Source organism: Cupriavidus sp. 21MJTG02-4, from assembly GCF_057798975.1.
On sequence record NZ_JBYOJP010000006.1, the window covers coordinates 204,527 to 230,348 of the forward strand.

Below are 25,822 nucleotides of genomic sequence, written 5' to 3' on the forward strand. Positions count from 1 at the left end.
CTAGAATCACCAGCCTGTGCTGTTTCCCGGAGATTCCATGCGCACCGCAATACCGCTTCCGCTGACCTGCTCGCTCGCGCTCGCGGGGCTGCTATGGCTGGGCTTGCCAGCGGCTGCCTCAGCCGCGCCGGCCACAGCCGCAGCGGCGGCCCAGTCGGCGGCAAGCGCGGTCGAGGTCACCTCGGTCGAGGGCATCACCGAGTACCGGCTGCCCAATGGCCTGCGCATCGTGCTCGCGCCCGATGCGGCCAAGCCGACCACCACGGTCAACATGACCTACCTGGTCGGCAGCCGCAACGAGAACTATGGCGAGACCGGCATGGCGCACCTGCTCGAACACCTGCTGTTCAAGGGCACGCCCACGCTGCCGAGCAAGACCATCCCGACCGAGTTCGCGCGGCGCGGCATGTCATCCAACGGCACCACGGCGCAGGACCGCACCAACTACTTCGAGACCTTCACCGCCAGCGACGACAACCTCGACTGGGCGCTGCGCATGGAGGCGGACCGCATGGTCAACAGCTTCGTCTCGCGCGCCGACCTCGACAGCGAGATGACGGTGGTGCGCAACGAGATGGAGATGGGCGAGAACAGCCCGGGCCGCATGCTGATCCAGCAGATGATGTCCGCCTCGTACCGCTGGCACAACTACGGCAAGGCGCCGATCGGCGCGCGCAGCGACGTGGAGCAGGTCAGCATCGACAACCTGCGCGCGTTCTACCGCCGCTATTACCAGCCCGACAATGCGGTGCTGGTGGTGGCCGGCAAGTTCGATCCGGCGTGGGCGATCGCGCGCATCGAACGTTATTTCGGCCCGATCGCGCGCCCGACGCGCGTGCTGCCGCCCGAGCACACCGTGGAACCGCCGCAGGAAGGCGCGCGCGAACTCGTCGTGACGCGCCCCGGCGACAGCGGGCTGGTGGCGGCGCAGTACCACGTCAGCGCCGGCGCCCACCCCGATACCACCGCGCTGTCGATGCTGACCATCATCCTCGGCGACACGCCCGGCGGGCGCCTGTACAAGGCGCTGGTGGAGCAGAAGAAGGCCACCTCGGTCGGCACCTCGTTCAGTGCGATGAAGGACCCCGGCACGCTGCTCTTCATGGCCGAGACATCGAAAGACCAGTCGCTGGCGGCGGCGCGCGCGGGGCTGATCACGCAGGTCGAGGGCTTCGCCGAAGCGCCCGTGACGCCCGAGGAGCTGGAGCGGGCGCGCGTGCGCATGCGCAACGCCTACGAGCACTACCTGAACGATCCGGGCGCACTCGGCATTGCGCTGTCGGAGGCCATTGCCAAGGGCGACTGGCGCCTGTTCCTGATCGCGCGCGACCGCATCGAGACCGTGACGCTCGAAGACGTGCAGCGCGTCGCGCTCAACTACTTCCAGACTTCGAACCGCACGGTGGGCGTGTTCCTGCCGCAGGACAAGCCGCTGCGCGCGCAGATTCCCGCGACACCCGACGTGGCCGCGCAGGTGCGCGGCTACCAGGGCAAGCCGGCGCTGGCGGCGGTGCCGGCGTTCGATCCGAGCCCGGCCAATATCGAGGCCCACACGCGGCGCCAGACCCTGGCCAACGGCATGCAGCTGGCGCTGCTGCCCAAGCCCACGCGCGGCGGCGTGGTCAACGGCACGCTGATCCTGCGCATGGGCGATGTCCAGAGCCTGCAGGGCCTGACCACGGTGGGCGACCTGACGGCATCGATGCTCAAGCGCGGCGCCGGCAACATGGACCGCCTGCAGCTTGCCGACCGCATCGAGGCCTTGCGCGCGCGCGTGATGGTCTCGGGTGGTTCCGAGCGCGTCACCGTCAGCTTCGAGACCCGGCGCGAACAGCTGCCGGAACTGCTGGCGCTGGTGCGCGACATCCTGCGCGCGCCCACCTTCCCGCAGGCGGAATTCGACACGCTGCGCCGCACCGCCATCGCCGATATCGAAAGCGTGCGCCGGCAGCCGGGCGTGATGGCCTCCGATGCGCTGGGCCGCCATGGCGACCCCTACCCGGTCGGCGATCCGCGCCACGCGCCCTCGTTCGACGAGACCATTGCCGCGCTCAATGCCGCCACGCTGGAGCAGGTGCGCGATTTCCATGCGCGCTTCTACGGGTCGGGCAATGCGCAACTGAGCCTGGTGGGCGACTTCGACGCCGACGCGGCCACCACGCAGGCGGCCGAGCTGTTCGGCGACTGGCGCGCGCAACAGCCGTTTGCGCGCGTGGAGCGGCCCTTCGTGGCGATTGCCCCGGCCGACTTCACGCTCGCCACGCCCGGCAAGGCCAACGCCGTGTACGTCGCCGCCGAACCGATCGACCTGGTCAGCGACCACCCCGACTTCGCACTGATGCTGATCGCCAACCGCGTCTTTGGCGGCGGCTCGCTGCGCAGCCGCCTGGCCGACCGCCTGCGCCAGAAGGAAGGGCTCAGCTATGGTGCGTCGAGCTGGGTGAATGTGGGTGCGCTGGACCGAGCGGGCCGCTTCGGCCTGCAGGCGCAGTATGCCCCGCAGAACCTGGAGCGCCTGCAACGGGCCGTGTCCCAAGAGCTGGAGCGCTTCGTGCGCGACGGCATCAGCGCGCCGGAACTGTCGGAAGCCGTCAGCGGCATCCTGCAGCAGGGCATGGTGAGCCGCAGCAGCGACGGCGCATTGGCCGGCGCCCTCGCCAATCAGCTTTACCTCGGCCGCACCATGGCCTACACCGAAGAACTGGAAGCGCGATTGCGCGCGGCCACGCCCGAGGCGGTGAATGCGGCGATTCGCAAGTACGTGCGCCCGGACGGGCTGTCGCAAGTCTACGCGGGCGACTTCGCTACCGCACCGGCTCCCGATGGCGCCGCGGCAGGCGAGGCGCCGGCTGTGCGCCCGTAGCCGCTGTCACGCAAGCGACAAGGAGACAGGCCACAATCGGCCGACGCTCCGGCATCCGGGCGTGGGAGCGGGGCAGCCCCTTGCCGTGCCCTGGTGTTGACTGTATATTCGTACAGTATAAGTAGAGATAAGAGGTGTGGATGTCAAACGTGCGGGCTGGCAGCAAGGCGGAAGCGCTCCGGCTTCTCGCCGCGGAAGGCGTGCTGGGTCTGGAGCTGGACTACGAGACCGGATGGCAGGACGCCGTCGAACTCGGCAGGCTAGGGGAGAAGCGCGGCATCAAGGTGCAGTATCGCGGCCAGGAGAGTGTCGCCGTACGCTCGCGCGAAGCGCTGATCGAGGGCCTCGCCAAGGTCAAGGCAACGTTCCGGCAACGTAACCTGTACTGCCAGTTCGACCTCGGCACGCTGACGGACCACGAATTGCTCGATCTCGAAGCCCGGGCCACACGGCTTGGCGACTACATTCTTGCCGGACACCTGCTGCGGGACGTGGACTGCGTCTGGCCCGCCGAATAAGGCGCTGACGCCGGTTCCTCCAATAAGGCGCTGACGCCGGTTCCTCCAATAAGGCGCGGGCCCCGCTTCCTCCAATAAGGCGCGGGCGCCGGTTCCGAATCCTCCCAAAACGAACATGCCGCCAACCGGCGGCATGATTGCTTCATAGCGGGCAGCGAGTCACTCAGTGCCAGACGCGCGCGGCATTGGCCCAGCGCGCGGCGGCTGACTGCACCATCGCATTGCCGGCGACTTCCTCGACAACGGCTGCGCACGGGGTTGCCCCCGGCTGGATCGCGGTATGCCAGAGCACCGTCGAGACCAGCGTCTGGCAGTGGCGACGCTCGCCATGGGCGAGCGCCAGCAGGCGCTCATAGCCATCGATCACAATCAGCCGGTCTCCGGCCTGTGGCCGCATTTCCAGCGCATACAGGTGGTCGCATTCGCAATGCATGCGGCCCCCGCTTACCGCCACCACGATCGCGCCGGGCAGGGCGATACCGCTGGCATGCACGTCTTCACGCAGGCGCTCCAGGTGAGCATGCGCGCGCGGATCGCGCGCCGCCGCCAGGTCGCCGGGCATGGCACTTAGCGCCATCAGCTCGGCCGGCGACACCGCCAGCGTGTAGGCCGGAAAATCCGTCCGGTAGGTCGCCACCACGGCGCGCAGGCGACGCACGCCACGGCCATCCTGAGGGCTGCCCGGGTCGCGTCCCGAAGCCGTGACCGTCATCAGTCGCGCAGCAGGTGCTTGGCGATGATGACCTGCTGGATCTGCGTGGTGCCTTCGTACAGGCGCAGCAGGCGCACGTCGCGGTAGAAGCGCTCGGCCGTGTACTCGGCGATGTAGCCGGCGCCGCCATGGATCTGCACGGCACGGTCGGCGATTCGGCCAACCATTTCGGTGCAGAACATCTTGGTGCACGAAGCCAGCATGCTGACTTCCGGATCGCTCTTGCCGGCCGGCTTGGCGTCATAGCGCTGCGCGCAGTCGCGCATCATCGACAGGCCCGCGTACAACTCGGCCTGGCTGTCGGCCAGCATGCCCTGGATCAGCTGGAAGTCGCCGATCGGCTTGCCGAACTGCTTGCGTTCCTTGGCATAGGCCACGGCGTCGGTGATCAGGCGGTGCGCCATGCCGCAGGCCAGCGCCGACAGATGCAGGCGACCGCGGTCGAGCACTTTCATCGCGGTCTTGAAACCCACGCCAGGCACGCCGCCGATGATGTTGGCGGCCGGCACGCGGGCGTTTTCCAGCACCACGTCGCAGGTCTTGGTGCCGCGCTGGCCCATTTTCTTGTCCGGCTTGCCCAGCGAGATGCCCGGGGTGTCGGCCGGCACAATGAACGACGAGATGCCGGAGGCACCGGGACCGCCCGTGCGCGCCATCAGCGTGAAGGCACCGGCGCGCGGCGCGTTGGTGATGAAACGCTTGGTGCCGTTGATGACGTAATGGTCGCCGTCCAGCTCTGCCCTGGTCTGCAGCGAAGCGGCGTCGGAACCGGCGTTCGGTTCGGTCAGCGCAAACGAGATGATCAGCTCGCCGCTGGCGATCTTCGGCAGGTAGGCCTGCTTCTGCGCTTCGGTGCCATCCATCAGGATGCCCTGCGAGCCGATGCCGACATTGGTGCCGAACACCGAACGGAACGCGAACGCGGTGTGGCCCAGGTCGTAGACCACGTCGCATTCCTGCGACATCGACAGGCCGATGCCGCCGTAGTTTTCAGGGATGGAGATGCCGAACAGGCCCATTTCCTTCATGTCGGCGACGATGTCGGCCGGCACGTCGTCGAGCTCTTCGAGCGTGTCTTCAGCCGGCTTCAGGCGTTCGTCGATGAAGCGCTGCACCGAGGCGCGCAGCAGGGCAAAGGATTCCTGGTCAAGGGCCATGTTGGTTCTCCGATCAAGCCAATTCGACAGTATGGGCGCCAATGGTACGCGCACTGCCTGATTTGACAATCCACCCGATATTGGACAGAAGCGTCAACAAAATTTGACATTCAACCGCGTGTGACGGCGAGTAGTCCTGCCAGACCGATGGCCATTGCCGCGAGTGCATCGCCGGCGATCATCCCGCCGCCAACCAGCGACGTGGTGCTCATGTCGTCCGGCATGGACCGGCTTGGCCGGCGTGCCCCGAACCGTTCGGCGAGGCCCGTCACGACGCCGCCAGCCGCCATCCATGCCGCGGCGGGCAGGTTGACGAAGCCGCCGAACGACGAGGCATAGGGAGAAGGCAGCAAGACGGCGTCCAGCGCGAAATCCAACGTCCGGCCCGCTTTGCCCGATTGTGCGAAGCGCCGGTAGCGCGCGTGCGCCCGCAGCCCCTTGCGCAGCACTTCCGTCACCAGGCCAATCGCCACCCCGATAACCACGGCAAGGTGCTGGTAGCCGCGCGCCTCGGCCAGCCCGCGCAGCACGCCGACGATCTTGTAGGTCATGGCCGAGGTCCAGCGCGCCGGCTGCTGCGCGGCCGTGAGCACGGTCTGGTCCAGCGCTAGCACCGGATACGCCTGCATGAACAGCCGCGCCAGCACCACGGCGAGCAGCGCGCCGACGATGATCCCGGCAACCTGGTAGCCGAACTGCACCATGCGGTTGCTGCCCAGGCGCCAGCCGGTGGAGCGGTCCTGCTGCATGTCGCAGGCCTCGGCGGTGGACACCAGCAGCACCGTCGCGGCGATCAGGCCGACATGCGGCGCGCGCAGCCCGGCGGCGGCCATCAGGATCACGCACAGCACGAATGCCGACGAGATCGGGTTCTGGTCGACCATGCCGACGGAAATGCCATTGACCAGCGCGAACACCAGCACCAGCAGCACCGCCATGAGCTGGTAACCGAGCGGCTGGCCGAACCAGGCCACGCCCGCGGCGACCACGGCCGCGCCCCACAGCAGCACCCATGCCGCCACCCAGCGCATGTCAGGCCCGCTGGCTTGCCGCGTCGCGGGCGCGGCGCCGCCACGCCACTGTCGCCACGCACGCACCAGCAGCAGCGAGACGTCGACCACCGCCGCCCCCACGATCATGCCGAGCGCGATCAGGAAGGTGATCTTGCGGAAGGGCTCGCCCGGGGCCAGCCAGCCGATCGAGACGAAGGTCGGGGTCATCGCCCATCCCGCCAGGCCGCCGGTCAGCGCGGCAATGCCGATGCGCGCGCCGACGATCATGCCGGCGCCGAGGGTCGAAGCCGACACATCGAGCGCCGCCAGCGGCGCCAGCCTGGAGAGCCACAGGCCGCTGGCCAGCCCCGCCGCCATGCCGCCCGCCAGCCGCGACACCGAGCGGCGCAAGAGCTGCCGATCGGTCAGCGCGCGCAGGATATTCGCCACTGCCAGCCCGGACGGGAAGGTGAGCTGCATGCGGTCCACCAGCAGCGGCGTGTACAGCATGCCGACGCCGACGCCATACATGCCGATGCACAGCATGTATCCGACCAATTGCCATAGCGGCGGCTGGGCCAGCCCGAGCCAGCTCATCGCCTGGATCACCACGGCCATGCCGCCCATGCCGGCGACCGATGCGGCCGCCGTCTGGATGTAGTTGGCGCCATGCCGCCCCGAAGCACCGTAGCCGCAGGTCACCACCGAGCCAAGGATGCCGGCCAGCACCTGCCCGCCCACGAAAAAGCCGAGCGAGAAGTTCATATAGGCCGCGGCAATGCCGCCCAGCGGCCCGAGCACCAGCATGCCCGCCGCGCCGAGCAGAAGATGGTATGGCCAGCTTCCCGGCGCGGGCAGCCAGTGCAGGCGGGGAGCGGCTTCCGATGGGACTGAGGGCATGGCGAAGGGCGGCGTGCCTGACAAGTGCTTCAGGCAAAGCATAGGCGAGAGCCGGCTCCGCCGGGGTTTTCACTAGTTTCGTGCGCAACTATATTGTCGATATAGTTGCGCCCACAACTACATTGCAGAGGGTGTCCATGCCAGACCTTTCCGTCCCCGCTTGCGCGGCCATGCCCGCGCCGCCTGCCACCGGGCCGCGCCCATGGCCTTCATCCGTCCCGGTTCTCATCGCCGGCGGCGGCCCGGTAGGGCTGGCATTGAGCGCCCTGCTCGCGCGGCAGGGCATTGACTCGCTCGTGGTGGAGGCCGATGACGGCTACTGCGCGGGCAGTCGCGCCATCTGCATGTCGCGCCGTTCGCTGGAAATCCTCGGCTGGGTGGATGCCGACCAGGCCACCGTCGACAAGGGCCTGCCGTGGGTCGGTGGGCGCAGCTACTACCGCGATGCCGAGGTCTTGCATTTCCGCATGCCGAGCGAACCGTGCGAGCGCTTCGCACCGATGGTCAACATCCAGCAGTACTACCTGGAGGCCTTCGCCCACCAGGCCGCGCTGGCCTGCGGTCCGCACGCCGACGTGCGCTTCGGCGCGCGCGTGGCCGCCGTGCGCCACGATGCCGATGGCGTCAGTGTGGACATCGAGACCGCGCAGGGCAGCCGGCAGGTGCGTGCCCAATGGCTGGTCGCGTGCGACGGCGGCCGCAGCACCGTGCGCGAACAGCTTGGCCTGCGCATGGAAGGCGCGCAGTACGAAGGCCGCTACGTGATCGTCGACATCGTGCAGAAGACGCGCCGCGAGGTGGAGCGGCTGGCCTGGTTCGATCCGCCGTCGAATCCGGGCTCCACCATCCTGATGCACCGCCAGCCCGATGACGTCTGGCGCATCGACTACCAGATCCGCGACGACGAGGACCCCGTCGAAGCCGTCAAGCCCGAAAACGTGCTGCCGCGCGTGCAGAGCCACCTCGACATGATCGGCGAGACCGAACCGTGGGAACCGCTGTGGATTTCGATCTACAACGCCAAGTGCCTCACGCTCGATGCGTACCGGCACGGCCGCGTGCTGTTCGCCGGCGATGCCGCACACCTGGTGCCGATCTTTGGGGTGCGCGGGCTCAACTCGGGGCTGGACGATGCCGGCAACCTGGCCTGGAAGCTCGCCTCGGTCATCGCGGGCCGCGCCGACGCGAGCCTGCTCGATTCCTATTCGACCGAACGCGTTCACGCCACGCGGCAGAACATCGCCTACGGCGCCAAGAGCACGGAGTTCATGGCGCCGCCCAATTTCGCCTTCAGCCTGATGCGCGAGGCCACGCTGCGCCTGGCGCTCGATCAACCGGCAGTGCGTTCGCTGATCAACCCCCGCCAGTCGGCGCCGATCGCCTATACGGGCGCGGGCTCGGCGCTGAACGGTCCGTCGGACTTCGGCGACGATTGTCCCGGCGCCGCACCCGGCATGCCCGCGCCGGAAGCGCGACTCGATGGCGAACACCTGACCGCCAGCTTCGGCCAGCGCTTCACGCTGCTGTGGTTCGGCGATCGCGCGTCCGTGCCGGCTGAACTGGCGGCCTTTGCGCAGACGCATGCGGCCAACGTGCAGCTTCGCGTGGTGGTTCCCGCCGACAGCGTGCCAACGGACGGCGCACTGGCCGATATCGACGGCCACGCCTTCACACGCTATGCCGCGCAAGCGGGCACGCTGTACGTGATCCGTCCCGATGGCTATGTGCTCGCGCGCTGGCGCGCGCCGCTTGCGGCGCAGGTACGCGCCGCCCTCGCCCCTTTCCTGCAAACCCGCGCTGACGGAGCCCGCCATGCAAGCTGAAGAACTCGACCTCGCCTACACCCGCTTGTGCGAAGCCGTGGCCGGTGTCGGCCAGGACAAGGCGTCGCTGCTGCTCGCCATGGTTTGCCTGGGCCTGATGAGCCGCCAGGATGCACTGGACCCGGTGCTCGCCTTGATCGAAACCGCCCGGGCGCGGGTGTAAACTTCCGCTCCCCTGCACGGATCCGCTATGAAAGCCCTGCCCCGCCTGGACCAGTTCCTGACTTACCGCCTGCACCAGGTCAACAAACTCAGCGACAAGGACAGCGCCTACGCCTACCTGGAGCAATGTGGCCTGCTGCTCAGCGAAGGCCGCTGCCTGGCCGCCATTGGTGCGTTCGCGCCGCTGTCGGTCAATGCGCTGGCGCAGAAGGCCAACCTGACCAAGGGCCAGGCGAGCCGCTCGGCGCAAGCGCTGGTCGATCGCGGCCTGGTCAGCAAATCCGCGAGCGAGGCGGACGGGCGCGGCGTGGTGCTCGAGCTAACGCCGCAAGGCAAGCCGATGTATCGGCAGGCCATTGCGATGATCGCCCGCCGCAACGAGGAAATCTTTGGCTGCCTGAACGAGCAGGAGCAGGCGGTGCTGGGCGGCTTGCTCGACAAGCTGGTGGCGCACGCCACGCGTGACGACCAGTCCGGCGACGCTTAGCGCCGCAGCCCGTCCACGTGGTCACGCGCCGCGCCGCGTCGCGCGGCCTCGGCCACCTCATTGGGCACCACGGTCTGCCCGATCGGTGCCAGCGCGATGCCGGCCAGCTTCAGGTGCTGGATGGCGAACGGAATGCCGATGATGGTCACGAAGCACGCGATGGCCGACATCACGTGGCCGATCGCCAGCCAGATCCCGGCAAAAAGGAACCACAGCACATTGCCGACCATGCCGAGCGCGCCGGTGCCGATATCGTCGCGCTGGTTCAGTTCGCGCCGGCTGATCGCCTGCTTGCCGAACGGAAAGAAGGTGAAGCTGCCGATCACGAAGCACGCCTTGCCCCATGGAATGCCGATGATCGAGCAGAAGGCCAGCAGTCCGGCGAGCCACCATGCCAGGCCCATGAACACGCCGCCAAGGACGAACCAGAGGAAATTGCCAATCGCGCGCATGCATGGATTCCGTAAGTGAAGAGTTCCCGATGATACGCGCCGGCGAAAGCGTACCCGTTTCTGCGTGCCTGCCTGACGCGCAGAAACGCCCGGGATTTCCGCAGTCAAAGCCTGCACCGGCACGCGCGAACACGTCGCTTTCCTGAAGCACGGCACACCAAAGCGTACCCAATTCTGCGTGCGTACCCGTTTCTGCGGACACCGCTCGGGAGGCAGGCGTACCCGTTTCTGCGTGCCGACATAGAGGCAAGCCGCCCACGCGCATGGCGCTGCAGGGCTAGAATGTGCGCCTCGTCCCCCTTGCGCCCTACGCCGTGACCACGGCAGTCGCTCCCGCAGTCTCCGTCATGAAGCCCGTCCTGCTTGTCCTGAACCCGATGTCGTCCCAACACCTCGCCAGCCTTGGCGAGCGATTCACGGTGCACTACGCGCCGGATGCCACCGCGCGCGCCGATGCCGTCGCCACGCATGGGGGCACGGTACGCGCGGTACTCACGATCGGCTCGATTGGCCTGACAGCGGCGGAGATCGACGCCATGCCGCAGCTGGAACTCGTCAGCGCGCTGGGCGCCGGTTTTGAAAACATCGCGCACACGCATGCCCGCGCGCGCGGCATCGCCGTGGCCAATGGCGCCGGCACCAATGACAGTTGCGTGGCCGATCACGCCATGGCGCTGTTGCTGGCAGTGGTGCGCGCGGTCCCGCAACTGGACCTCGCCACGCGCGCCGGCCAGTGGCGTGACACGCTGCCGCTGAGCCCGAACTTCTCGGGCAAGCGGATGGGCATCGTCGGCCTGGGAACCATTGGCCGCCGCATCGCGCGGCGCGGCGAAGGCTTCGACCTGGAAATCGGCTATCACAACCGCTCGGCGCGAGCCGACACGACGTACCGGTATTTCGACAGCATCACCGCGCTGGCGCAGTGGGCCGACTACCTTGTGATCGCGACGCCCGGCGGAGCCGGCACGCGCCACATCGTGGACGCCGGCGTGCTGGCCGCACTGGGTCCGGACGGCTTCCTCGTCAACATCGCCCGCGGCAGCGTGGTGGACACCGCCGCGCTCGCGCAAGCGCTGCGCGCGGGGACGGTGCGCGGTGCCGGCCTGGATGTTTACGAAACGGAGCCGGCACCGCCAACGATCTTGCTCGATTGCCCGAACGTGGTGTTGACCCCGCACATGGCCGGCTGGTCGCCGGAGGCGATCCAGGCATCGGTGGACCAGTTCATCGAGAATGCCCGCCGACACTTTGCCGGCGAGCCGCTGCTGACGGCGGTCTGAACCGCTTGCCGGCTCAGGCGGCCGGGAACGTCACGCGCACGCGCAGGCCGGGCGCGGCGTCCTCCAGCGCCAGGCTGGCGCCATGCGACTGCGCGATCTCGGCGACGATGGCCAGCCCGAGTCCGCTGCCGCCGGTCGGGGCATCGGGCAAGCGGTAGAAGCGGTCGAAGACGCGCCCGCGCTCGGCGGCGGGAATGCCCGGCCCGTTATCGCTGACCACCAGTTCCACCTGGCCGCCCGGCGACGCCCTCACCTGCACGTCGACGCGGCTGCCGCGCGGAACGTACGCCAGCGCGTTGTCGATCAGGTTGGTCAGCAGGATGCGCAGGGCATCGGCATCGCCGCGTATGCGGGCTGCCGGCAGGCTGTCGGCGTCCATGCCGAGGTCGATTTCACGGTCGAGCGCGGCCTGCGCCATATCGGCCACCACGCCGGCTGCCAGCTCGGGCAGGTCCAGCGGCTCATGCGGCAGCGTCACCGCGCCGGGCTCCTGGCGCGCCAGCGTCAGCAACTGCGCCACCAGATGCGTCAGGCGCTCCAGCCCCTGGCGCAGCTTGCCCACCGCCTCGCGCCGGGCCCGCGGATCTTCGGCGCGCTCCACCAGTTGCGCCTGCAGCTGCAATGCCGTCAGCGGCGTGCGCAGGGCGTGCGCGGCATCGGCCACGAACGCGCGCTGGGTATCGAGCGCGTGCGACAGCCGTCCCAGCAGCTGGTCGAGTGCGGCGCTGAGCGGCGCGATTTCGTCGGGCATGGGGCGCTTGGCCAGCGGCGCGAGCGAACTGGCGTCGCGCGCCCGCACTTCGGTGGCGATCTCGCGCAAGGGCCGCAGCCCGCGGCCCACCGCCATCCATACCAGCCAGGCCAGCAACGGCAGCAGGAGCAGCAGCGGTGCCACGGTGCGCAGCGCCATGCGCGCGGCCAGCGTGCGCCGCGCGCTCATGGGCTGCGCGATCTGGACCACGGCGGGCCCCAGCTGCATGCTGTAGAGCCGCCATTCGCCTTCGCCGGTGGTGACATTGGAAAAGCCCAGCTCCGCCCGTGCCGGCAACGCCGGATGCGCGTGCGAAAGGTACAGGCTGCGGCCCGAGCCATCCCAGATATGGATGACCACGTCCTCGTCCGCGTGCAGGAGGTCGGCGCTGGCGCCCCCTTCCATGATGAACGGCGCCGCCACCGGGTCCGCGAACTGGCTCGGCAAGGCGGCCGCCACCTGCTTCATCTGGTAGTCGAACAGCGCATTGGCCTCCTGGCGGGCCTGCCCGTAGATCAGCACGGTGGCCATGGCAATGCCGGCGAGCAGGCCGGCCGCGAGCCACCACAGCAGGGTTCGCTGGATCGAGCGCATCAGTGTCCTGGTTCCTCTTCGAGCCGGGGCACGACATAGCCCACGCCCCGGATATTGCGGATCAGCGCGGCGCCGAATTTCTTGCGCAGCGCGTGGATATAGACCTCCACGGTATTGCTGCCGACCTCGTCATCCCAGCCGTACAGGCGCTCCTGCAATTGCGCCACCGACCACACCTTGCCCGGACGCGCCATCAGCGCCGAGAGCAACGAGAATTCGCGCGCGGACAGCCGCACGGGCTCGCCGCTCAACGTCACTTCGCGCGTCGCCGCGTTGAGCGAAATCGTGCCGTAGCTGAGGATCGGCTCCGCCCGTCCTTCCGCGCGGCGTGCCAGCGCATGCATGCGCGCGGCCAGTTCCTGCAGGTCGAACGGCTTGACGAGGTAATCGTCGGCGCCCGCATTGAGCCCGGCCACGCGGTCCGCCACCGCGTCGCGCGCGGTCAGGATCAGCACCGGCGTGGATACGCCGCGCGCACGCAGCGCACGCAGTACGTCCAGGCCCGACCGGCGCGGCAGCCCGAGGTCCAGCAGGATCAGGTCATAGCGGGCTGCGTCGCCGGGCCCACCCGCGGGCGTGGCGGCGGCAAGACCGGCCTCGCCGTCCTGGACCCAGTCCACGGCAAACCCTTCCTGACGCAACGCGAGCTTCACGCTGTCGCCGATCATGGCATCGTCTTCCACCAGCAACACACGCATGTCTTATCCGATCGATGGCTGGCCGGGATGAAGCGTATCCGCCAGCGCGCGCGCCAGCCCGGGCAGCGCGGGATAGCTGGCGGTAATCACGTATACCGGCAGCTTGTCGAGGTAGCCCTGCATGCGGCCCTTGGCGGCGAAGCGCGCGTTGAACGTGGACGCCTGCAGCGCCGGCACGAAACGCGGCAGGATGCCGCCGCCCAGGTAAACGCCGCCGAGCGCGCCGAGCACCAGCGCCACATCCGCCGCGACCGAGCCGAGCAGGCCGAAGAATACCGCCATGGTGCGCTCGCAGAGCGGATCGTGGCGCTCGAACGCGCCCGTGGTGACCTGCTCCGGCGTCAGCAGCGCGTCGGGGAGCGTACCCGTTTCTGCGGACAGCGCGGCGTGGATATGCGATATCCCCATGCCCGACAAAAGACGCTCCGCCGACACGCGTCCGAAGGTACGGTGCGCGGCTTGCCAGGCGATCCATTCGTCGTCGGTCACGGGCATCAGCTCGATATGACCGCCCTCTCCCGCCAAGGCCACGGCACTGCCGGCGGGAGACGGCACAAGCCCCGAGACGCCCAGCCCAGTGCCCGGCCCCACCAGTGCGCGCGGCGCACTGGCCACGGCCTGGCCGGGCCGCACCGGCACGAGATCGCTCGCGCGGAGGTAAGGCAAGGCCAGTGCAAGCGAAGTGAAGTCGTTGATGGCGACCAGCCGCTCCAGCCCGACCGCCCGCCGCGTGGCTTCGATCGAGAAAGCCCAGTCGTGGTTGGTCAGCCGCACTTGATCGCCGGTGACCGGATTGGCCAGGCCGACGGCCGCATGACGCGGCAGCGTGGCGCGCGCGGCGCGCAGGCCGTCCAGATAGTGGCGCATGGCCGCTTCGAGCGACGCGTGGTCGGCCACTTTCAGGGCGGTCACCGCGCCAATCTGCATCGGCGCCGTCTCGAGCGCAAAGCGCACGTTGGTGCCGCCCACGTCGGCGAGCAGGCGCGGGTAGGTGTCGTCGACAGACACGGCCGAAGCAGTCATGGCATGGCTCATGCGCGGAAAATATCGAAACCGTGACGCTGGTTGGCCACCACGATGCTGACCGGCAAGGCAGGCGTCGGCCCTTGTTTGGCGCGATCGAGCACCTTGCCTTTGACCTCGCCGGCAATGGCCAGGAACGTCCGCTCGGCGGCCAGTATCGCGGCCATGTTCAGCGTCACGCGGACATGCGGCGCGTTGGTCGGGTGCGTGACGAGGTAGCCAGGCCTGGGGTCGCTCAGCGCAGTCTGCAGTTCGGGCGCGTCGGGAAAGAGCGAACCGGTGTGGCCGTCCTCGCCCATGCCGAGGACGATGACGTCGGGCTGGCGGTACGACTGGTTCAGGCGCGCCACAGCGCGCTCCGGATCGGCCACTTCAGCGGCGTCGGCGATCAGCGGCACGAACGCCGCGCTGGCCGCTGCCTCGCGCAGCAGATGCGCGCGCACCAGCCCGCCGTTGCTGTCAGGATCGTCCGGCGGCACCACGCGTTCGTCGACCAGCGTGACGGTCACGGCTTCCCAGCGCACGGGCCGGTAGCGCAAGCGCTCGAACATGGGGATCGGCGAGCGGCTGCCCGACACCGCGAGCACGGCCCAGCCGTTGACGCGAATCGCCAGGTCCAGCGCATGGCCGATGGAGATCGCCAGCGCCTCGGCCTGGTCCATCACCGTTGCATGTTCGAACTCGCGCATGATGTGTCTCTCCGTGTCAGGCTTCCTCGTGCCACAGCGCGTCGTCGCGCGACATCAGCGCCGACGAGGCGGCCGGCCCCCACGTGCCGGCGGTATACGGCTTGGGCGGCACGTTGCTTTCCTGCCAGGTGTCGAGGATCGGCTCGACCCAGCGCCACGCCTGCACCTGCTCGTCACGCCGCACGAACAGGCCCAGCCGGCCGCGAATCACGTCGAGCAGCAGGCGCTCATAGGCACCGGCGCGGCGCACCTTGAACGAGTTGGCGAAATCGAGATCGAGCGAGGTCGGCGTCAGCTCCAGCGTGTCGCCGGGCTGCTTGACCAGGAAGTACAGCCGGATGCTCTCTTCCGGCTGCAGCTGGATCACGAGCCGGTTCTGCGGCGACAGCGTCAGCGGGCGCGGAAAGATGGCATGCGGCACGTCGCGGAAATGAATCACGATCTCGGCCACGCGCGACTGCATGCGCTTGCCGGTGCGCAGGTAGAACGGCACGCCTTCCCAGCGCCAGTTGGCGATCTCCGCCTTGATGGCGACGAAGGTCTCGGTGCGGCTGTCTGCGGCAATGCCCTTCTCGTCGAGATAGCCTGCCACCGGCTTGCCGCCGATAGCGCCGGCCCGGTACTGGCCGCGCACGGTCTTCTCGGCCACCGCCTGTGGCGTGATCGGCTTGAGCGCCTTGAGGATCTTGATCTTCTCGTCGCGGATGGCGTCTTCGGACAGGCTGGCGGGCGGCTCCATGGCCACCATGCACAGCAGTTGCAGCAGGTGGTTCTGCACCATGTCGCGCAGTGCGCCGGTCTGGTCGTAGAAATCGCCGCGCGTTTCGACGCCGAGCTCCTCGGCAATGGTGATCTGCACGTCCTGCACCCATTCGCGCCGCCACAGCGGCTCGAACAGCGCATTGCCGAAGCGGATCGCCATCAGGTTCTGCACCGACTCCTTGCCTAGGTAGTGATCGATGCGATAGATCTGGTCCTCGGCAAAGAACTTCGCCACGGCGGCGTTGATCGCTTCCGACGATTCGAGGTCGTGCCCCAGCGGCTTTTCCAGCACGATGCGCACATTGGGCGTGTTCAGCCCCGTGCGCGCGAGCTGCTCGCAGATCGGCACGAACAGGTGCGGCGCGGTGGCCAGGTAGCACACCACGACTTCTGGACGGCGCGACAGCACCTTCTCGGCGAGCGCGTCGAAGTGCGCGGGCACGCGTGCGTCGGCCTGCACGTAGCAGATGCGGGCCAGGAACGCGGCCCATGAGTCGGGCGGCGCATGGGCCAGCCCCGGGCGCACGCCCTGCTCCAGCGAATCGAGGTAATCCTGCTGGCTGAGCGGCTGGCTTCCCGTAGCCAGGATGCGCGCCTGCGGATGCAGCAGCCCGGCGTGATGGGCTTCAAACAGGGATGGCAGCAGCTTGCGCCGCGCCAGGTCACCGGTGCCGCCAAACAGCACCATGTCGAAATCAGGCATGCTCACCGTGGACTCCTTGAAGGATGGCGGTCAGAACACTGCGAGCGCTGCGAACGCGGCCCTGCCCGATGCGGCCTCATGGATTGAGTGTCTGCCCGCGGCGCATAAGTTCCGGGCAGTTTACGTGAGTCCCCGCCGCTTGGCGAGGCGCGCGCGCCACAAGCGTACCCGTTTCTGCGTGACCCCGGGCCGAGCCTCTTGTGCGTGCAGCGTGGCGCGAAGTGCGCTAGGCTGGAAGCAACCCCGCAGGAGAATCCTATGCCACGTCACCCAGTCCTCGAACGGGTCACGGCCCGCATCGTCTCGCGCAGCGGCCCTTCCCGGCAGGCCTACCTCGCTCGCACCCGCGCCATGGCGGGCCAGAAAGTCGAGCGCTCCCAGATATCGTGTACCAACCTCGCGCACGCCATCGCCGCCATGCCGGACGAAGCCAAGATCCGGCTCAAGGCCGACGAGCGGCCCAACCTGGCGATCGTCTCCGCGTACAACGACATGTTGTCCGCCCACCAGCCGCTGGCAGCGTTCCCGAAGTGGCTCAAGGAAGCCGCGCTCGAGGCCGGCGGCACCGCGCAGTTCGCCGGCGGCACGCCCGCCATGTGCGACGGCGTGACCCAGGGGCAGGACGGCATGGACCTGTCGCTGTTTTCGCGCGATGTGATCGCGCTGGCCACGGCGGTAGCGCTGTCGCACCAGATGTTCGATGGCGCGCTGTACCTCGGCGTGTGCGACAAGATCGTGCCGGGGCTGGTGATGGGCGCCCTGTCGTTCGGCCACCTGCCCGCGGTGTTCGTGCCCGGCGGCCCGATGACCACGGGCCTCAGCAACGACGAGAAGGCGCATGTGCGCCAGCTCTATGCCGAGGGCAAGATCGGCCGCAAGGAACTGCTCGAAGCCGAGACGCGCTCCTACCACGGCCCCGGCACCTGCACGTTCTACGGCACGGCAAACTCCAACCAGATGCTGATGGAGATGATGGGGCTGCATCTGCCGGGCACGGCCTTCATCAACCCGAACACGCCGCTGCGCGAAGCGCTCACGCGCGAATCGGCACGGCAAGCGCTGCGCCTGGTGCATGGCGGCGAACGGTATACGCCCGTCGCCGAGGTGCTGGACGAGCATGCCTTCGTCAACGGCATCGTCGGCCTGCTGGCTACGGGCGGCTCGACCAACCACACGCTGCACCTGATCGCCATGGCGCGCGTCGCCGGCATCGTGCTGACGTGGGACGACTTCGATGAACTGTCGGCAGCGGTGCCGCTGCTCGCGCGCGTCTATCCGAATGGCAAGGCCGACGTGAACCAGTTCCAGGCTGCGGGCGGGCTCTCCGTGGTGATCCGCGGGCTGCTCGAACTGGGCCTGCTTCATGACGACGTGAACACGGTCGTCGGCCGCGGGCTGGAAGCCTACACGCGCGAGCCGGTGCTGCGCGATGGCAAGCTCGAATGGATCGACGGGCCGGTGACCACGCTGGAGGACACCATCGTGCGCGGTGCCGCGCAGCCGTTTCTGCCGGACGGCGGCATCAAGCTGCTCGATGGCAAGTTGGGGCGCGCGGTGATCAAGACCTCTGCGGTGAAGCCGGAGCACCAGGTAGTGGAAGCGCCTGCGATCGTCTTCGAGCACCAGGACGACGTGATTGCCGCGTTCAAGCGTGGCGAACTGGAGCGTGACTTCGTCGCGGTGCTGCCGTGGCAAGGGCCGGCGTCATGCGGCATGCCCGAACTGCACAAGCTCACGCCGACGCTGACGGTGCTGCAGGATCGCGGCTTCCATGTCGCGCTGGTGACCGACGGGCGCATGTCGGGTGCATCGGGCAAGGTGCCCGCGGCCATCCACGTCTGTCCGGAAGCGCTGAACGGCGGCGGCATCGGGCGCGTGCGAACCGGCGACATGGTGCGCGTCGACGCGCCCGCCGGTGTACTGACCGTGCTGGTGCCCGACGCGGAGTGGAACGCGCGCGAATCCGTGCGCCCCGACCTGAGTGCCAATCGCCATGGCGTGGGCCGCGACCTGTTCGCGACCTTCCGCCGCAACGTCAGCGACGCCGAAGCGGGGGCCTGCACGCTCTTCGCGGATGAAGAGGCGCGCGCCTAGCCCGCGCGGCGCAACGGGTTCGCGCGCGGATCCGGCGTGGCCGCGGCCGGCGTGGTCACGGGCGTCGCGCCCGGGTCCGGCATGCGGACTTCCTGGATGGGCACGGCGATCTTGCAGCCGGCGTCCTCCAGCACATGCTTGATGCGCTCATAGAACGCGTATCGCACGGCCCAGTAGTGTTCGTTCGAGGTCCAGCAGCGCAGGTTCAGCGTAATGCCTTGCTGCGTGTAGTTGACCACCATCGCTTCGGGCTTGGGCTCGGGCAGCAGGCGCGGTTCAGCGGACAGCAGCTTGCGCAGCGCGTCGAGCCCCTTGTGCATGTCGCTGCCGAACGCCACGGTGGTCTCGATGTCCATGCGGCGCGAGGGGTTCTCGCTGTAGTTCGTGATCGCGCTGCCCCACAGCTTGCCGTTCGGCACGCGCAGGCAGACCCCGTCGGCCGTGGTCAGCTCGGTCATGAACAAGCCCGTCTCGCGCACCGTGCCCGCCACACCCTGCGCGTCGATGTATTGCCCGACGCGAAACGGCCGCAGCAGCACCAGCATGATGCCCGCCGCAATGTTCTGCAGCGTGCCTTGCAGCGCCAGCCCGATCGCAAGGCCGGCGGCACCGAGCATGGCGATGATGCTCGCGGTCTGCACCCCGAACTGCGACAGCACCAGCACGATGGTCAGCACGCGAACCGTCCACTGGATCGCGCTGGCGAGCAGCGGCCGTATGGTCTCGTCGACGTGGGTGCGGTCGAGTGCGCGGTGGATGGCCGCGGCCGCGCAGCCGGACAGCCACCAGCCGGCGATCAGGATCAGCAGGGCTGCAATGGCGTTCAGGCCCTGGTGCAGGGAAAACTGCACCAGGAAATTCCAGGCAGTCTCGATTTTGGCGGCGTCGATGTTCCAGTTATTCAAAAGCGGCTCCGGTTGTGGTGGGCGTACCCGTTTCTGCGCGCGTCAATCGGCATGGCGCGACGGTCCGAGACCGCCGCAAAGCCATATATACGCCCCTTGATCGCGTAAAAATGTCGGACATTCACCGACAAAGGACGTGATTGCGCAAGTTTGTCCTGCTTCCAAGAGGACCAGTACAAGGGGGGATTGGTTTCCCGCGTCAGGGCATGCAATCACGCAGAAACGGGTACGCTCACCAACTCACCATCCGGCGTTCAGCCCGGATGGTCGTGCAGGCGGTCGCGGTGGGTCAGTGCCGGGAACATGCGCATCCACAGCGCCACCACCAGCAGCGTGCCCACGCCGCCCAGGACCACCGCGCCGATCGGGCCCAGCAGCGCCGCGGTCACGCCGGACTCGAACTCGCCCAATTGATTGGACGCGCCAATGAAGACCGAGTTGACGGCGCCGACGCGCCCGCGCATATCGTCGGGCGTATCGAGCTGGACCAGCGTCGAGCGCACCACCACGCTGATCATGTCCGACGCGCCCAGCACGACCAGCGCGGTCATCGACAAAGGCAGCCAGTGCGACACGCCGAACACCAGCGTGGCCGTGCCAAATACCGCCACGGCGCCGAACATCACCTTGCCCGCGCGGCGGTTGAGCGGATGCCGCGCCAGCCACAGCGCGGTGACCAGCGCGCCGATGGCCGGCGACGAGCGCAGCAGTCCCAGGCCCCACGGGCCGGTGTGCAGGATGTCGCGCGCATAAATCGGCAGCAGCGCCGTCGCGCCGCCGAGCAGCACCGCGAACAGGTCCAGCGAGATCGCGCCGAGCAGCACCGGGCGGCTGCGAATATAGGCAAACCCCGCAAACAGGGTCTTCACGCTGACCGGTGCGGTCAGCCGCTGCATGGGCTGGCGCAGCGTCAGGCCGCTGACGAGGACCGCGGCGACCGCGAACAGCGTCGCGCTCAGCGCATACACCACGCCCGGACCCGCCACATAGGCAAAGCCCCCGATGGCCGGGCCGATGATGATGGCGGCCTGCGCCGCCGAACTGGCCAGCGCCACGGCGCGCGGCAACTGGCGCGGTGTCACCACGCTGGGCAGCAGCGCCTGCAGCGTCGGCGTCTCGAACGCGCGCGTGGCACCGATCAGTGCGACAAACATGAAGATGTGCCCGGGGTTGATCCGGCCGGAAAGGCTCGCCACTGCCATCGCCACGGCGATCAGCGCTTCGAGCGCCTGGCAGGTACGGACGATGCGCCGGCGGTCGAAGCGGTCTGCCGCGTGGCCCGACATCAGGATCAGCACAACGGACGGCAGAAACTGCACCAGCCCTACCAGGCCGAGCATGAACGCATCGCGCGTCAGGTCGTACATCTGCCATCCGACCGCCACGGTGAAGATCTGGTAACCGATGGTGGTGCACAGGCGCGCGAACCAGAAGCGACGGAACGAGGTATCGCCAAAGATGCGGTCAGACGCATCGATGGCAGCAGGGGCGGCAGGGGAAGACATGGACGGGGATCGCTGGCGGGCAGGGCAGGACAACAAAAGATGCGCCGCTTCGGGCACCCGGTAGGCCGCGTGACGGCAAAAGCGCCATTTTAAGACGCGCCACCGTTCTGCGTGCATGCAACTGCCGACATTCGCACACGACGCGTTTCCCACGTGTCGCAAATGTATCAAACATGATGCATGAAAACGACAGAAGCACGACAAGATTCGCGTTTGGGCTACCGCTTCCTGCCCGAGGCCTCGGAAAAGCAGGCCACGCGCACGGCCAGCTTCGTGCCGGGCAGCACCTTCGACGCCGGCAACGCGCCGATGAACCTGACCTCGGGCAGCGTCGGCGGCACCACGGCCAACGCGGTGTATATCGACGACACCATCGACATCGGCAACTGGACCATCACGCCGGGCCTGCGCTACGACTTCAGCAAGATCGCGCCGACGCTGGCCGGTCTGTCGGCACCTTCTACGTGCAAGCCACGCTGTCGTACTGACCCGGCAAATCCGGTAAAGCAAAACGGCCCGCAGCAATGCGGGCCGTTTCGCCATCTGAGCAACGTTGGCGTCAGACGATCTCGCGCGTTTCCATGAACTGCACGTTCGGGAACTTCTCCTGCGTGAGCCGCAGGTTGACCATGCTCGGTGCCAGGTACACGTGATCGCCCGCACCATCGAGCGCCACGTTGTGGCCCGCCTTGGCAATCAGTTTCTCGATCTCGCCCGGCTCGCCCCGCAGCCAGCGCGCAGTCGCGCATTCGTGCGACTCGAAAATGGCGTCGACACCGTACTCATGCTCGAGCCGGTGCGCCACCACGTCGAACTGCAGGATACCCACCGCGCCCAGCACCAGGTCGTTGGACACCAGTGGGCGGAACATCTGCGTAGCGCCCTCTTCGGCCAGTTGCTGCAAACCCTTCTGCAGCTGCTTGACCTTGAGCGGGTTGTTCAACCGCGCGCGGCGGAAGAATTCCGGTGCGAACGACGGGATGCCCGTGAACTTGAGCGGCTCGCCTTCGGTGAAGACATCGCCCAGGCGGATGGTGCCGTGGTTCGGCACGCCGATGATGTCGCCGGCGTAGGCCTCTTCCGTGGTGTTGCGGTCCTGCGCCATGAAGGTGATGGCGTTGTTGATCGCCACGGTCTTGCCCTGCGCCACGTGCAGCAGCTTCATGCCGCGCTCGAAGCGGCCCGAGCAGACGCGCACGAACGCAATGCGGTCGCGGTGGCGCGGGTCCATATTGGCCTGGATCTTGAACACGAAGCCCGTGAACTTGGTTTCCTGGGGCTCCACCACGCGCGTTTCGGTGTTGCGGGCGAGCGGCGGCGGCGACAGCTGGCACAGCGCATCGAGCAGCGACTGCACGCCGAAGTTGTTGATCGCCGAACCGAAGTACACCGGCGTCTGCTTGCCGGCGAGGAAGGCGTCCTTGTCGAAGGTGTGCGAAGCGCCGCGCACCAGTTCGATTTCGAGTCGCAGTTCATCCGCCTGGCTGCCCAGGATGCGGTCCAGCTCGGGGTTGTCGAGCCCGTCGAGAATCGCCGCCGTGCCCTTGTCGCCGTGCGGGTCGAACAGCTGCACCTTGTCGTCGATCAGGTGGTACACGCCGCGGAACGCCTTGCCCATGCCGATCGGCCAGGTCATCGGCGCGCACTGGATCTGCAGCACGTCCTCGATCTCGTCGAGCAGCTCGATCGGCGAGCGGCCTTCGCGGTCGAGCTTGTTGATGAAGGTGAGGATGGGCGTCGCGCGCAGGCGGCAGACGTTGAGCAGCTTGATGGTCTGCGCTTCCACGCCGTTGACCGAGTCGATCACCATCACGGCCGAGTCGACCGCGGTCAGCGTGCGGTAGGTGTCTTCGGAGAAGTCCTCGTGGCCCGGCGTGTCGAGCAGGTTGACGATGTTCTCCTCGGCCTTGCCGTCGCCGGCTTCACGACGGTACGGGAACTGCATCACCGAAGACGTCACGGAAATGCCGCGCTGCTTCTCCAGCTCCATCCAGTCCGACGTGGCGTGGCGGTCGGCCTTGCGCGCGCGCACTTCGCCGGCCACCTGGATCGCGCCGCCGAACCACAGCAGCTTCTCGGTCAGCGTGGTTTTACCCGCGTCAGGGTGGGAAATGATGGCAAAGGTGCGTCGACGCGCAATTTCGGAAACGAGCGAGCTCACGGCGGATAGGAATCGGGAGGATTGCAGGGCCCGGCATGCGGGGGCTGGCCGGGCAACAGCTAGGACCGCACGCGGGCGGTCGGGCCGGCACTGCGGGCACGCACGAAAGGGAATGTGGCGCTATTTTACCGGTTCGCCGCCCGCCCCGGGAATCGCATCCGCCTGCTGGCCGCGCAAGCTGCCGAACTGCAGCGCGTACTGGCGCGTGAGTTCGGCACCGAAAAAGAAGATCTGTGCCGAGTAATACACCCATAGCATCAGCGCCACGACCGAGCCCGCGGCCCCGTAGGAAGACGCCACCGCGCTGTTGCCGAGATAGAGGCCAATCACGCGCTTGCCGACCGAGAACAGCAGCGCGGTGATGATCGCGCCCATGGTGACGTCACGCCAGGCGATGCGTGCATTGGGCAGCATCTTGAAGATCACGGCGAACAGCAGCGTCACGACGGAGAACGAGAACAGCGTGGACAGCACGTCCGCCACCGGCGCGAACCACGACTGCGTCCACAACTGGCCCCAGAAGCGTTCCACCACGGCCAACGCGGCGTTGACGATCAGCGACACGAGCAGCATGAACGCCAGCACCAGCACCAGGCTGAACGACAGCAGGCGCGAGCGCAGCAGCTGCTGCCATCCCGCGCTGGCCGGCACGGGCACGTGCCAGATATCGTCCAGGCTGCTCTTGAGCTCGACAAAGGCGCTGGTCGCGCCGACAAAGAGGATGCCCGTGGCGATCATGGCGGCCGGGCCGCTGCCGCCAGCACGGTGCGTGGCGGCCAGGATGCCCTGGATCGCGCTGGCGCCCTGCTCGCCGACCAGGCCCTGCAACTGCTCGAAAATTTCGCCACGCGCCGCTTCGGCGCCAAAGAACAGCCCCGCGATGGAAATCACGAGTACCAGGATCGGGGCCAGCGAGAACAGCATGTAGAACGACAGCGCGGCACCCTTGCTGGCGGCACGGTGGGCAAACCACGACAGCACGGCGGCCGTCACCACGCGGACGGTGCGCTGGCCGGTATGGCGATCAGGCAGGTAACGCCGCATGTCCGGGGACGGACGCGGCGCGGGATCGCCGGGGTGGCGATGTCGGTTATCTGGCAGGTTATGTTCTTCAGCAGCCATGCTCGGGAGTCCTTCGCAACACTACCGACAGCACGCAGCAAACGCGGCACCTGCGTTCATGATACTGCGCATCGTTGTGCTTTACCGAGGCCTCGGCGCCATGCCCGGCAGTGCGGAACCAACCTGCTACAGTAAGACAAGGCACGCTTGCCAGCGCCTGCGACGCGACCTGCGCCGCAAGGACTGCGAAAGGAGGCAATGTGACCCACATCACCCCGGGGCGGACCCTGACCGCCCTCCTTCTGCTCGGATTGAGCCTCGTGGCCGGGGGCTGCGAGCGTAGCCAGCCCGGCCCCAAGCCGATTTCGGGCGCCCCGGCGAGCGGTGCCAGCCAGTCGGCGGCCCCGGCGCAACCGACCTCACCACCGCGCTGAAGCGTACCCGTTTCTGCGTCCTGCCGTGCCAGCGTGCAAGTGATACGGACGTGGTCCCTGTATCAGCGCTGTAACCGCGTCCGATTCTTCGGGCTTTGCGCCTGCCGAGGTGTCATGCCGCGCGGGGCGGGGGATCGCGGCATGTGAGTCTTAAGCCCGCTGGCCGTCGCGGTGCACGATTGGGAATGTCGGCGTTGCAGCAACGTAACCGATTCGTCAGCGGCCGCGGCGCAAGCCCGCCATCAGCCCCTCGCACTTCCCCGAAAGCCGCATGAAACAAGCGTTTGCGGCCATTGGCATACTTGTCGCTCTCTGTCTGACCGGGAGTCGTCAAGAGACATAGCAAAATGACCTGCAGCATGCAGGAGGAGCCCCAGCCATGCGTCATCCGCCAGCACGCATGACGGCACGTCGGCGCTCGCACCGGTTGGCAGGACCGCCACCGTCCGTGATCGACCTGTTGTCGGCGCCGTTGCTGCCGTATCCGCGTTTGCCCGTGCCGCCCGTATCGCCTTGCGCGCTGTGGAGCCGGGCGCTTGCGATTTCGGCATACCGGCGCCGGACGGGACACTAGACCTGGACCACGGCGCACCACAGGAGAGCGCCGCAAACCAGCCGGAATTTGTGCTCCGTCCCCCGGCGGGCACTTTTTTCCACCAAGGGAGGGAGCCACCCATGAAAGCCGGATGCCTTGCCGCCGCCCTGGCTCTGTTCTCGACCAGCGCCGCAGCGGCCAGCTATGCCTGGTTCGACCGGCCCGACAATGCCAGCGCCAATTCGCATGCCGCTGTCAGCAACGATGTCTATGTGCGTGGCTTTGGCTGGGCATGGGGCGAACTGCAGTTCAAGCAGGACCCGGGCGCCGCGACGCCGAGTGAGCGGCAGGCACGCGATGGCCTGGACCGCCGCGACGCGGCGCCCGGCCGCCACAACGAAGGCGGCTATGCGCAGCCGCGCCATACGCGCGGCAAGATCAGCATGAACCTGGCGACCACGTCGGCCGCCGGGACGCAAGACACCGCCGGGACGGGGCGCAAGCCATCCGTGCCGGCCAACACCGTTGTGCGCTGACGTGCCGCAAGGCATGGGGAAAGG

22 protein-coding genes are annotated in these 25,822 nt (G+C 67.9%); 9 read left to right on the forward strand and 13 right to left on the reverse strand.

The window, feature by feature from the left end:
- The first annotated feature begins 37 nt into the window (after positions 1–37).
- A complete protein-coding gene (locus tag AC3FKH_RS14680) occupies positions 38–2,863 on the forward strand; it encodes a M16 family metallopeptidase (RefSeq protein WP_488676598.1) in 2,826 nt (941 codons plus the stop codon).
- Positions 2,864–3,003: 140 nt separating this feature from the next.
- Positions 3,004–3,381 carry a PHA-granule associated protein 4 gene (locus AC3FKH_RS14685; RefSeq protein ID WP_483712850.1) on the forward strand — a complete coding sequence of 126 codons (378 nt, stop codon included), beginning with the start codon at positions 3,004–3,006 and terminating at the stop codon, positions 3,379–3,381.
- Positions 3,382–3,544: 163 nt separating this feature from the next.
- On the opposite strand, the gene AC3FKH_RS14690 is transcribed toward AC3FKH_RS14685, so the two are convergent.
- The 3 genes from AC3FKH_RS14690 to AC3FKH_RS14700 form a co-directional block, all read right to left on the reverse strand.
- Positions 3,545–4,093 carry a hypothetical protein gene (locus AC3FKH_RS14690; RefSeq protein WP_488676601.1) on the reverse strand — a complete coding sequence of 183 codons (549 nt, stop codon included), beginning with the start codon at positions 4,091–4,093 and terminating at the stop codon, positions 3,545–3,547.
- Positions 4,093–5,250 (reverse strand): acyl-CoA dehydrogenase family protein, encoded by a 1,158-nt coding sequence (locus AC3FKH_RS14695; protein WP_483712847.1) that lies wholly within the window; start codon positions 5,248–5,250, stop codon positions 4,093–4,095. Before AC3FKH_RS14695 ends, AC3FKH_RS14690 begins: the two co-directional genes overlap by 1 nt.
- A 110-nt stretch (positions 5,251–5,360) precedes the next feature.
- Entirely contained in the window at positions 5,361–7,142 is a 1,782-nt protein-coding gene (locus AC3FKH_RS14700; protein WP_488676603.1) for an OPT/YSL family transporter, read from the reverse strand.
- Positions 7,143–7,279: 137 nt separating this feature from the next.
- Here AC3FKH_RS14700 and AC3FKH_RS14705 point away from each other — a divergent pair, with 137 nt between their 5' ends.
- From AC3FKH_RS14705 to AC3FKH_RS14715, 3 genes are read left to right on the forward strand one after another with little or no spacing between them, the layout of a single operon-like run.
- Complete coding sequence (locus tag AC3FKH_RS14705) at positions 7,280–8,965, forward strand: FAD-dependent oxidoreductase (protein ID WP_488676605.1); 1,686 nt, start codon at positions 7,280–7,282, stop codon at positions 8,963–8,965.
- Positions 8,955–9,128: a hypothetical protein gene (locus AC3FKH_RS14710; RefSeq protein WP_483733392.1), complete on the forward strand. Its 174-nt coding sequence runs from the start codon at positions 8,955–8,957 to the stop codon at positions 9,126–9,128. Before AC3FKH_RS14705 ends, AC3FKH_RS14710 begins: the two co-directional genes overlap by 11 nt.
- 27 nt (positions 9,129–9,155) lie before the next feature.
- Positions 9,156–9,614, forward strand: coding sequence for a MarR family winged helix-turn-helix transcriptional regulator (locus AC3FKH_RS14715; RefSeq protein ID WP_488676607.1), 459 nt, complete (start codon positions 9,156–9,158; stop codon positions 9,612–9,614).
- Here the strand turns inward: AC3FKH_RS14715 and AC3FKH_RS14720 are convergent.
- Positions 9,611–10,066: a YccF domain-containing protein gene (locus AC3FKH_RS14720; RefSeq protein WP_488676609.1), complete on the reverse strand. Its 456-nt coding sequence runs from the start codon at positions 10,064–10,066 to the stop codon at positions 9,611–9,613. The two genes, AC3FKH_RS14715 and AC3FKH_RS14720, sit on opposite strands and share 4 nt — an antisense overlap.
- 347 nt (positions 10,067–10,413) lie before the next feature.
- On the opposite strand from AC3FKH_RS14720, the gene AC3FKH_RS14725 reads away from it, so the two are divergent.
- A complete protein-coding gene (locus tag AC3FKH_RS14725; RefSeq protein WP_488676610.1) occupies positions 10,414–11,346 on the forward strand; it encodes a 2-hydroxyacid dehydrogenase in 933 nt (310 codons plus the stop codon).
- A 13-nt stretch (positions 11,347–11,359) separates the two neighbouring features.
- Here AC3FKH_RS14725 and AC3FKH_RS14730 read toward each other — a convergent pair whose 3' ends face one another.
- The 5 genes from AC3FKH_RS14730 to zwf are packed head-to-tail and all read right to left on the reverse strand — an operon-like array spanning position 11,360 to position 16,566.
- Positions 11,360–12,691: a sensor histidine kinase gene (locus AC3FKH_RS14730; protein ID WP_488676612.1), complete on the reverse strand. Its 1,332-nt coding sequence runs from the start codon at positions 12,689–12,691 to the stop codon at positions 11,360–11,362.
- On the reverse strand, positions 12,691–13,389 hold the full coding sequence (locus AC3FKH_RS14735) for a response regulator (protein ID WP_488676614.1): 699 nt from the start codon (positions 13,387–13,389) through the stop codon (positions 12,691–12,693). The genes AC3FKH_RS14730 and AC3FKH_RS14735 overlap by 1 nt, the downstream gene beginning before the upstream one ends.
- 3 nt (positions 13,390–13,392) lie before the next feature.
- Positions 13,393–14,412, reverse strand: coding sequence for a glucokinase (locus AC3FKH_RS14740; RefSeq protein ID WP_488676616.1), 1,020 nt, complete (start codon positions 14,410–14,412; stop codon positions 13,393–13,395).
- Between the two features lie 8 nt (positions 14,413–14,420).
- Entirely contained in the window at positions 14,421–15,101 is a 681-nt protein-coding gene (pgl, locus tag AC3FKH_RS14745; protein WP_488676617.1) for a 6-phosphogluconolactonase, read from the reverse strand.
- Between the two features lie 16 nt (positions 15,102–15,117).
- Positions 15,118–16,566: a glucose-6-phosphate dehydrogenase gene (gene zwf / locus AC3FKH_RS14750; RefSeq protein WP_488676790.1), complete on the reverse strand. Its 1,449-nt coding sequence runs from the start codon at positions 16,564–16,566 to the stop codon at positions 15,118–15,120.
- A 258-nt stretch (positions 16,567–16,824) separates the two neighbouring features.
- On the opposite strand from zwf, the gene edd reads away from it, so the two are divergent.
- Positions 16,825–18,660, forward strand: a complete 1,836-nt coding sequence (edd, locus tag AC3FKH_RS14755) for a phosphogluconate dehydratase (RefSeq protein WP_488676618.1) — start codon at positions 16,825–16,827, stop codon at positions 18,658–18,660.
- Here edd and AC3FKH_RS14760 read toward each other — a convergent pair.
- Together AC3FKH_RS14760 and AC3FKH_RS14765 are read right to left on the reverse strand one after the other, a co-directional pair.
- A complete protein-coding gene (locus AC3FKH_RS14760) occupies positions 18,657–19,565 on the reverse strand; it encodes a mechanosensitive ion channel family protein (RefSeq protein WP_488676620.1) in 909 nt (302 codons plus the stop codon). The genes edd and AC3FKH_RS14760 overlap by 4 nt on opposite strands.
- A 254-nt stretch (positions 19,566–19,819) precedes the next feature.
- Positions 19,820–21,070, reverse strand: a complete 1,251-nt coding sequence (locus AC3FKH_RS14765) for an MFS transporter (protein ID WP_488676621.1) — start codon at positions 21,068–21,070, stop codon at positions 19,820–19,822.
- A gap of 180 nt (positions 21,071–21,250) precedes the next feature.
- Between AC3FKH_RS14765 and AC3FKH_RS14770 the strand changes: the two genes are divergently transcribed.
- The gene (locus AC3FKH_RS14770; protein WP_488676623.1) at positions 21,251–21,655 is read left to right on the forward strand and encodes a TonB-dependent receptor domain-containing protein; all 405 of its coding nucleotides are present in this window, start codon (positions 21,251–21,253) and stop codon (positions 21,653–21,655) included.
- On the opposite strand, the gene AC3FKH_RS14775 is transcribed toward AC3FKH_RS14770, so the two are convergent.
- Positions 21,630–23,231, reverse strand: coding sequence for a peptide chain release factor 3 (locus tag AC3FKH_RS14775; protein WP_488676625.1), 1,602 nt, complete (start codon positions 23,229–23,231; stop codon positions 21,630–21,632). The two genes, AC3FKH_RS14770 and AC3FKH_RS14775, sit on opposite strands and share 26 nt — an antisense overlap.
- Before the next feature lie 120 nt (positions 23,232–23,351).
- Positions 23,352–24,275: a YihY/virulence factor BrkB family protein gene (locus AC3FKH_RS14780; protein WP_488676791.1), complete on the reverse strand. Its 924-nt coding sequence runs from the start codon at positions 24,273–24,275 to the stop codon at positions 23,352–23,354.
- A gap of 1,127 nt (positions 24,276–25,402) precedes the next feature.
- Here AC3FKH_RS14780 and AC3FKH_RS14785 point away from each other — a divergent pair.
- Entirely contained in the window at positions 25,403–25,798 is a 396-nt protein-coding gene (locus AC3FKH_RS14785; RefSeq protein WP_488676627.1) for a hypothetical protein, read from the forward strand.
- Positions 25,799–25,822 lie beyond the last annotated feature (24 nt).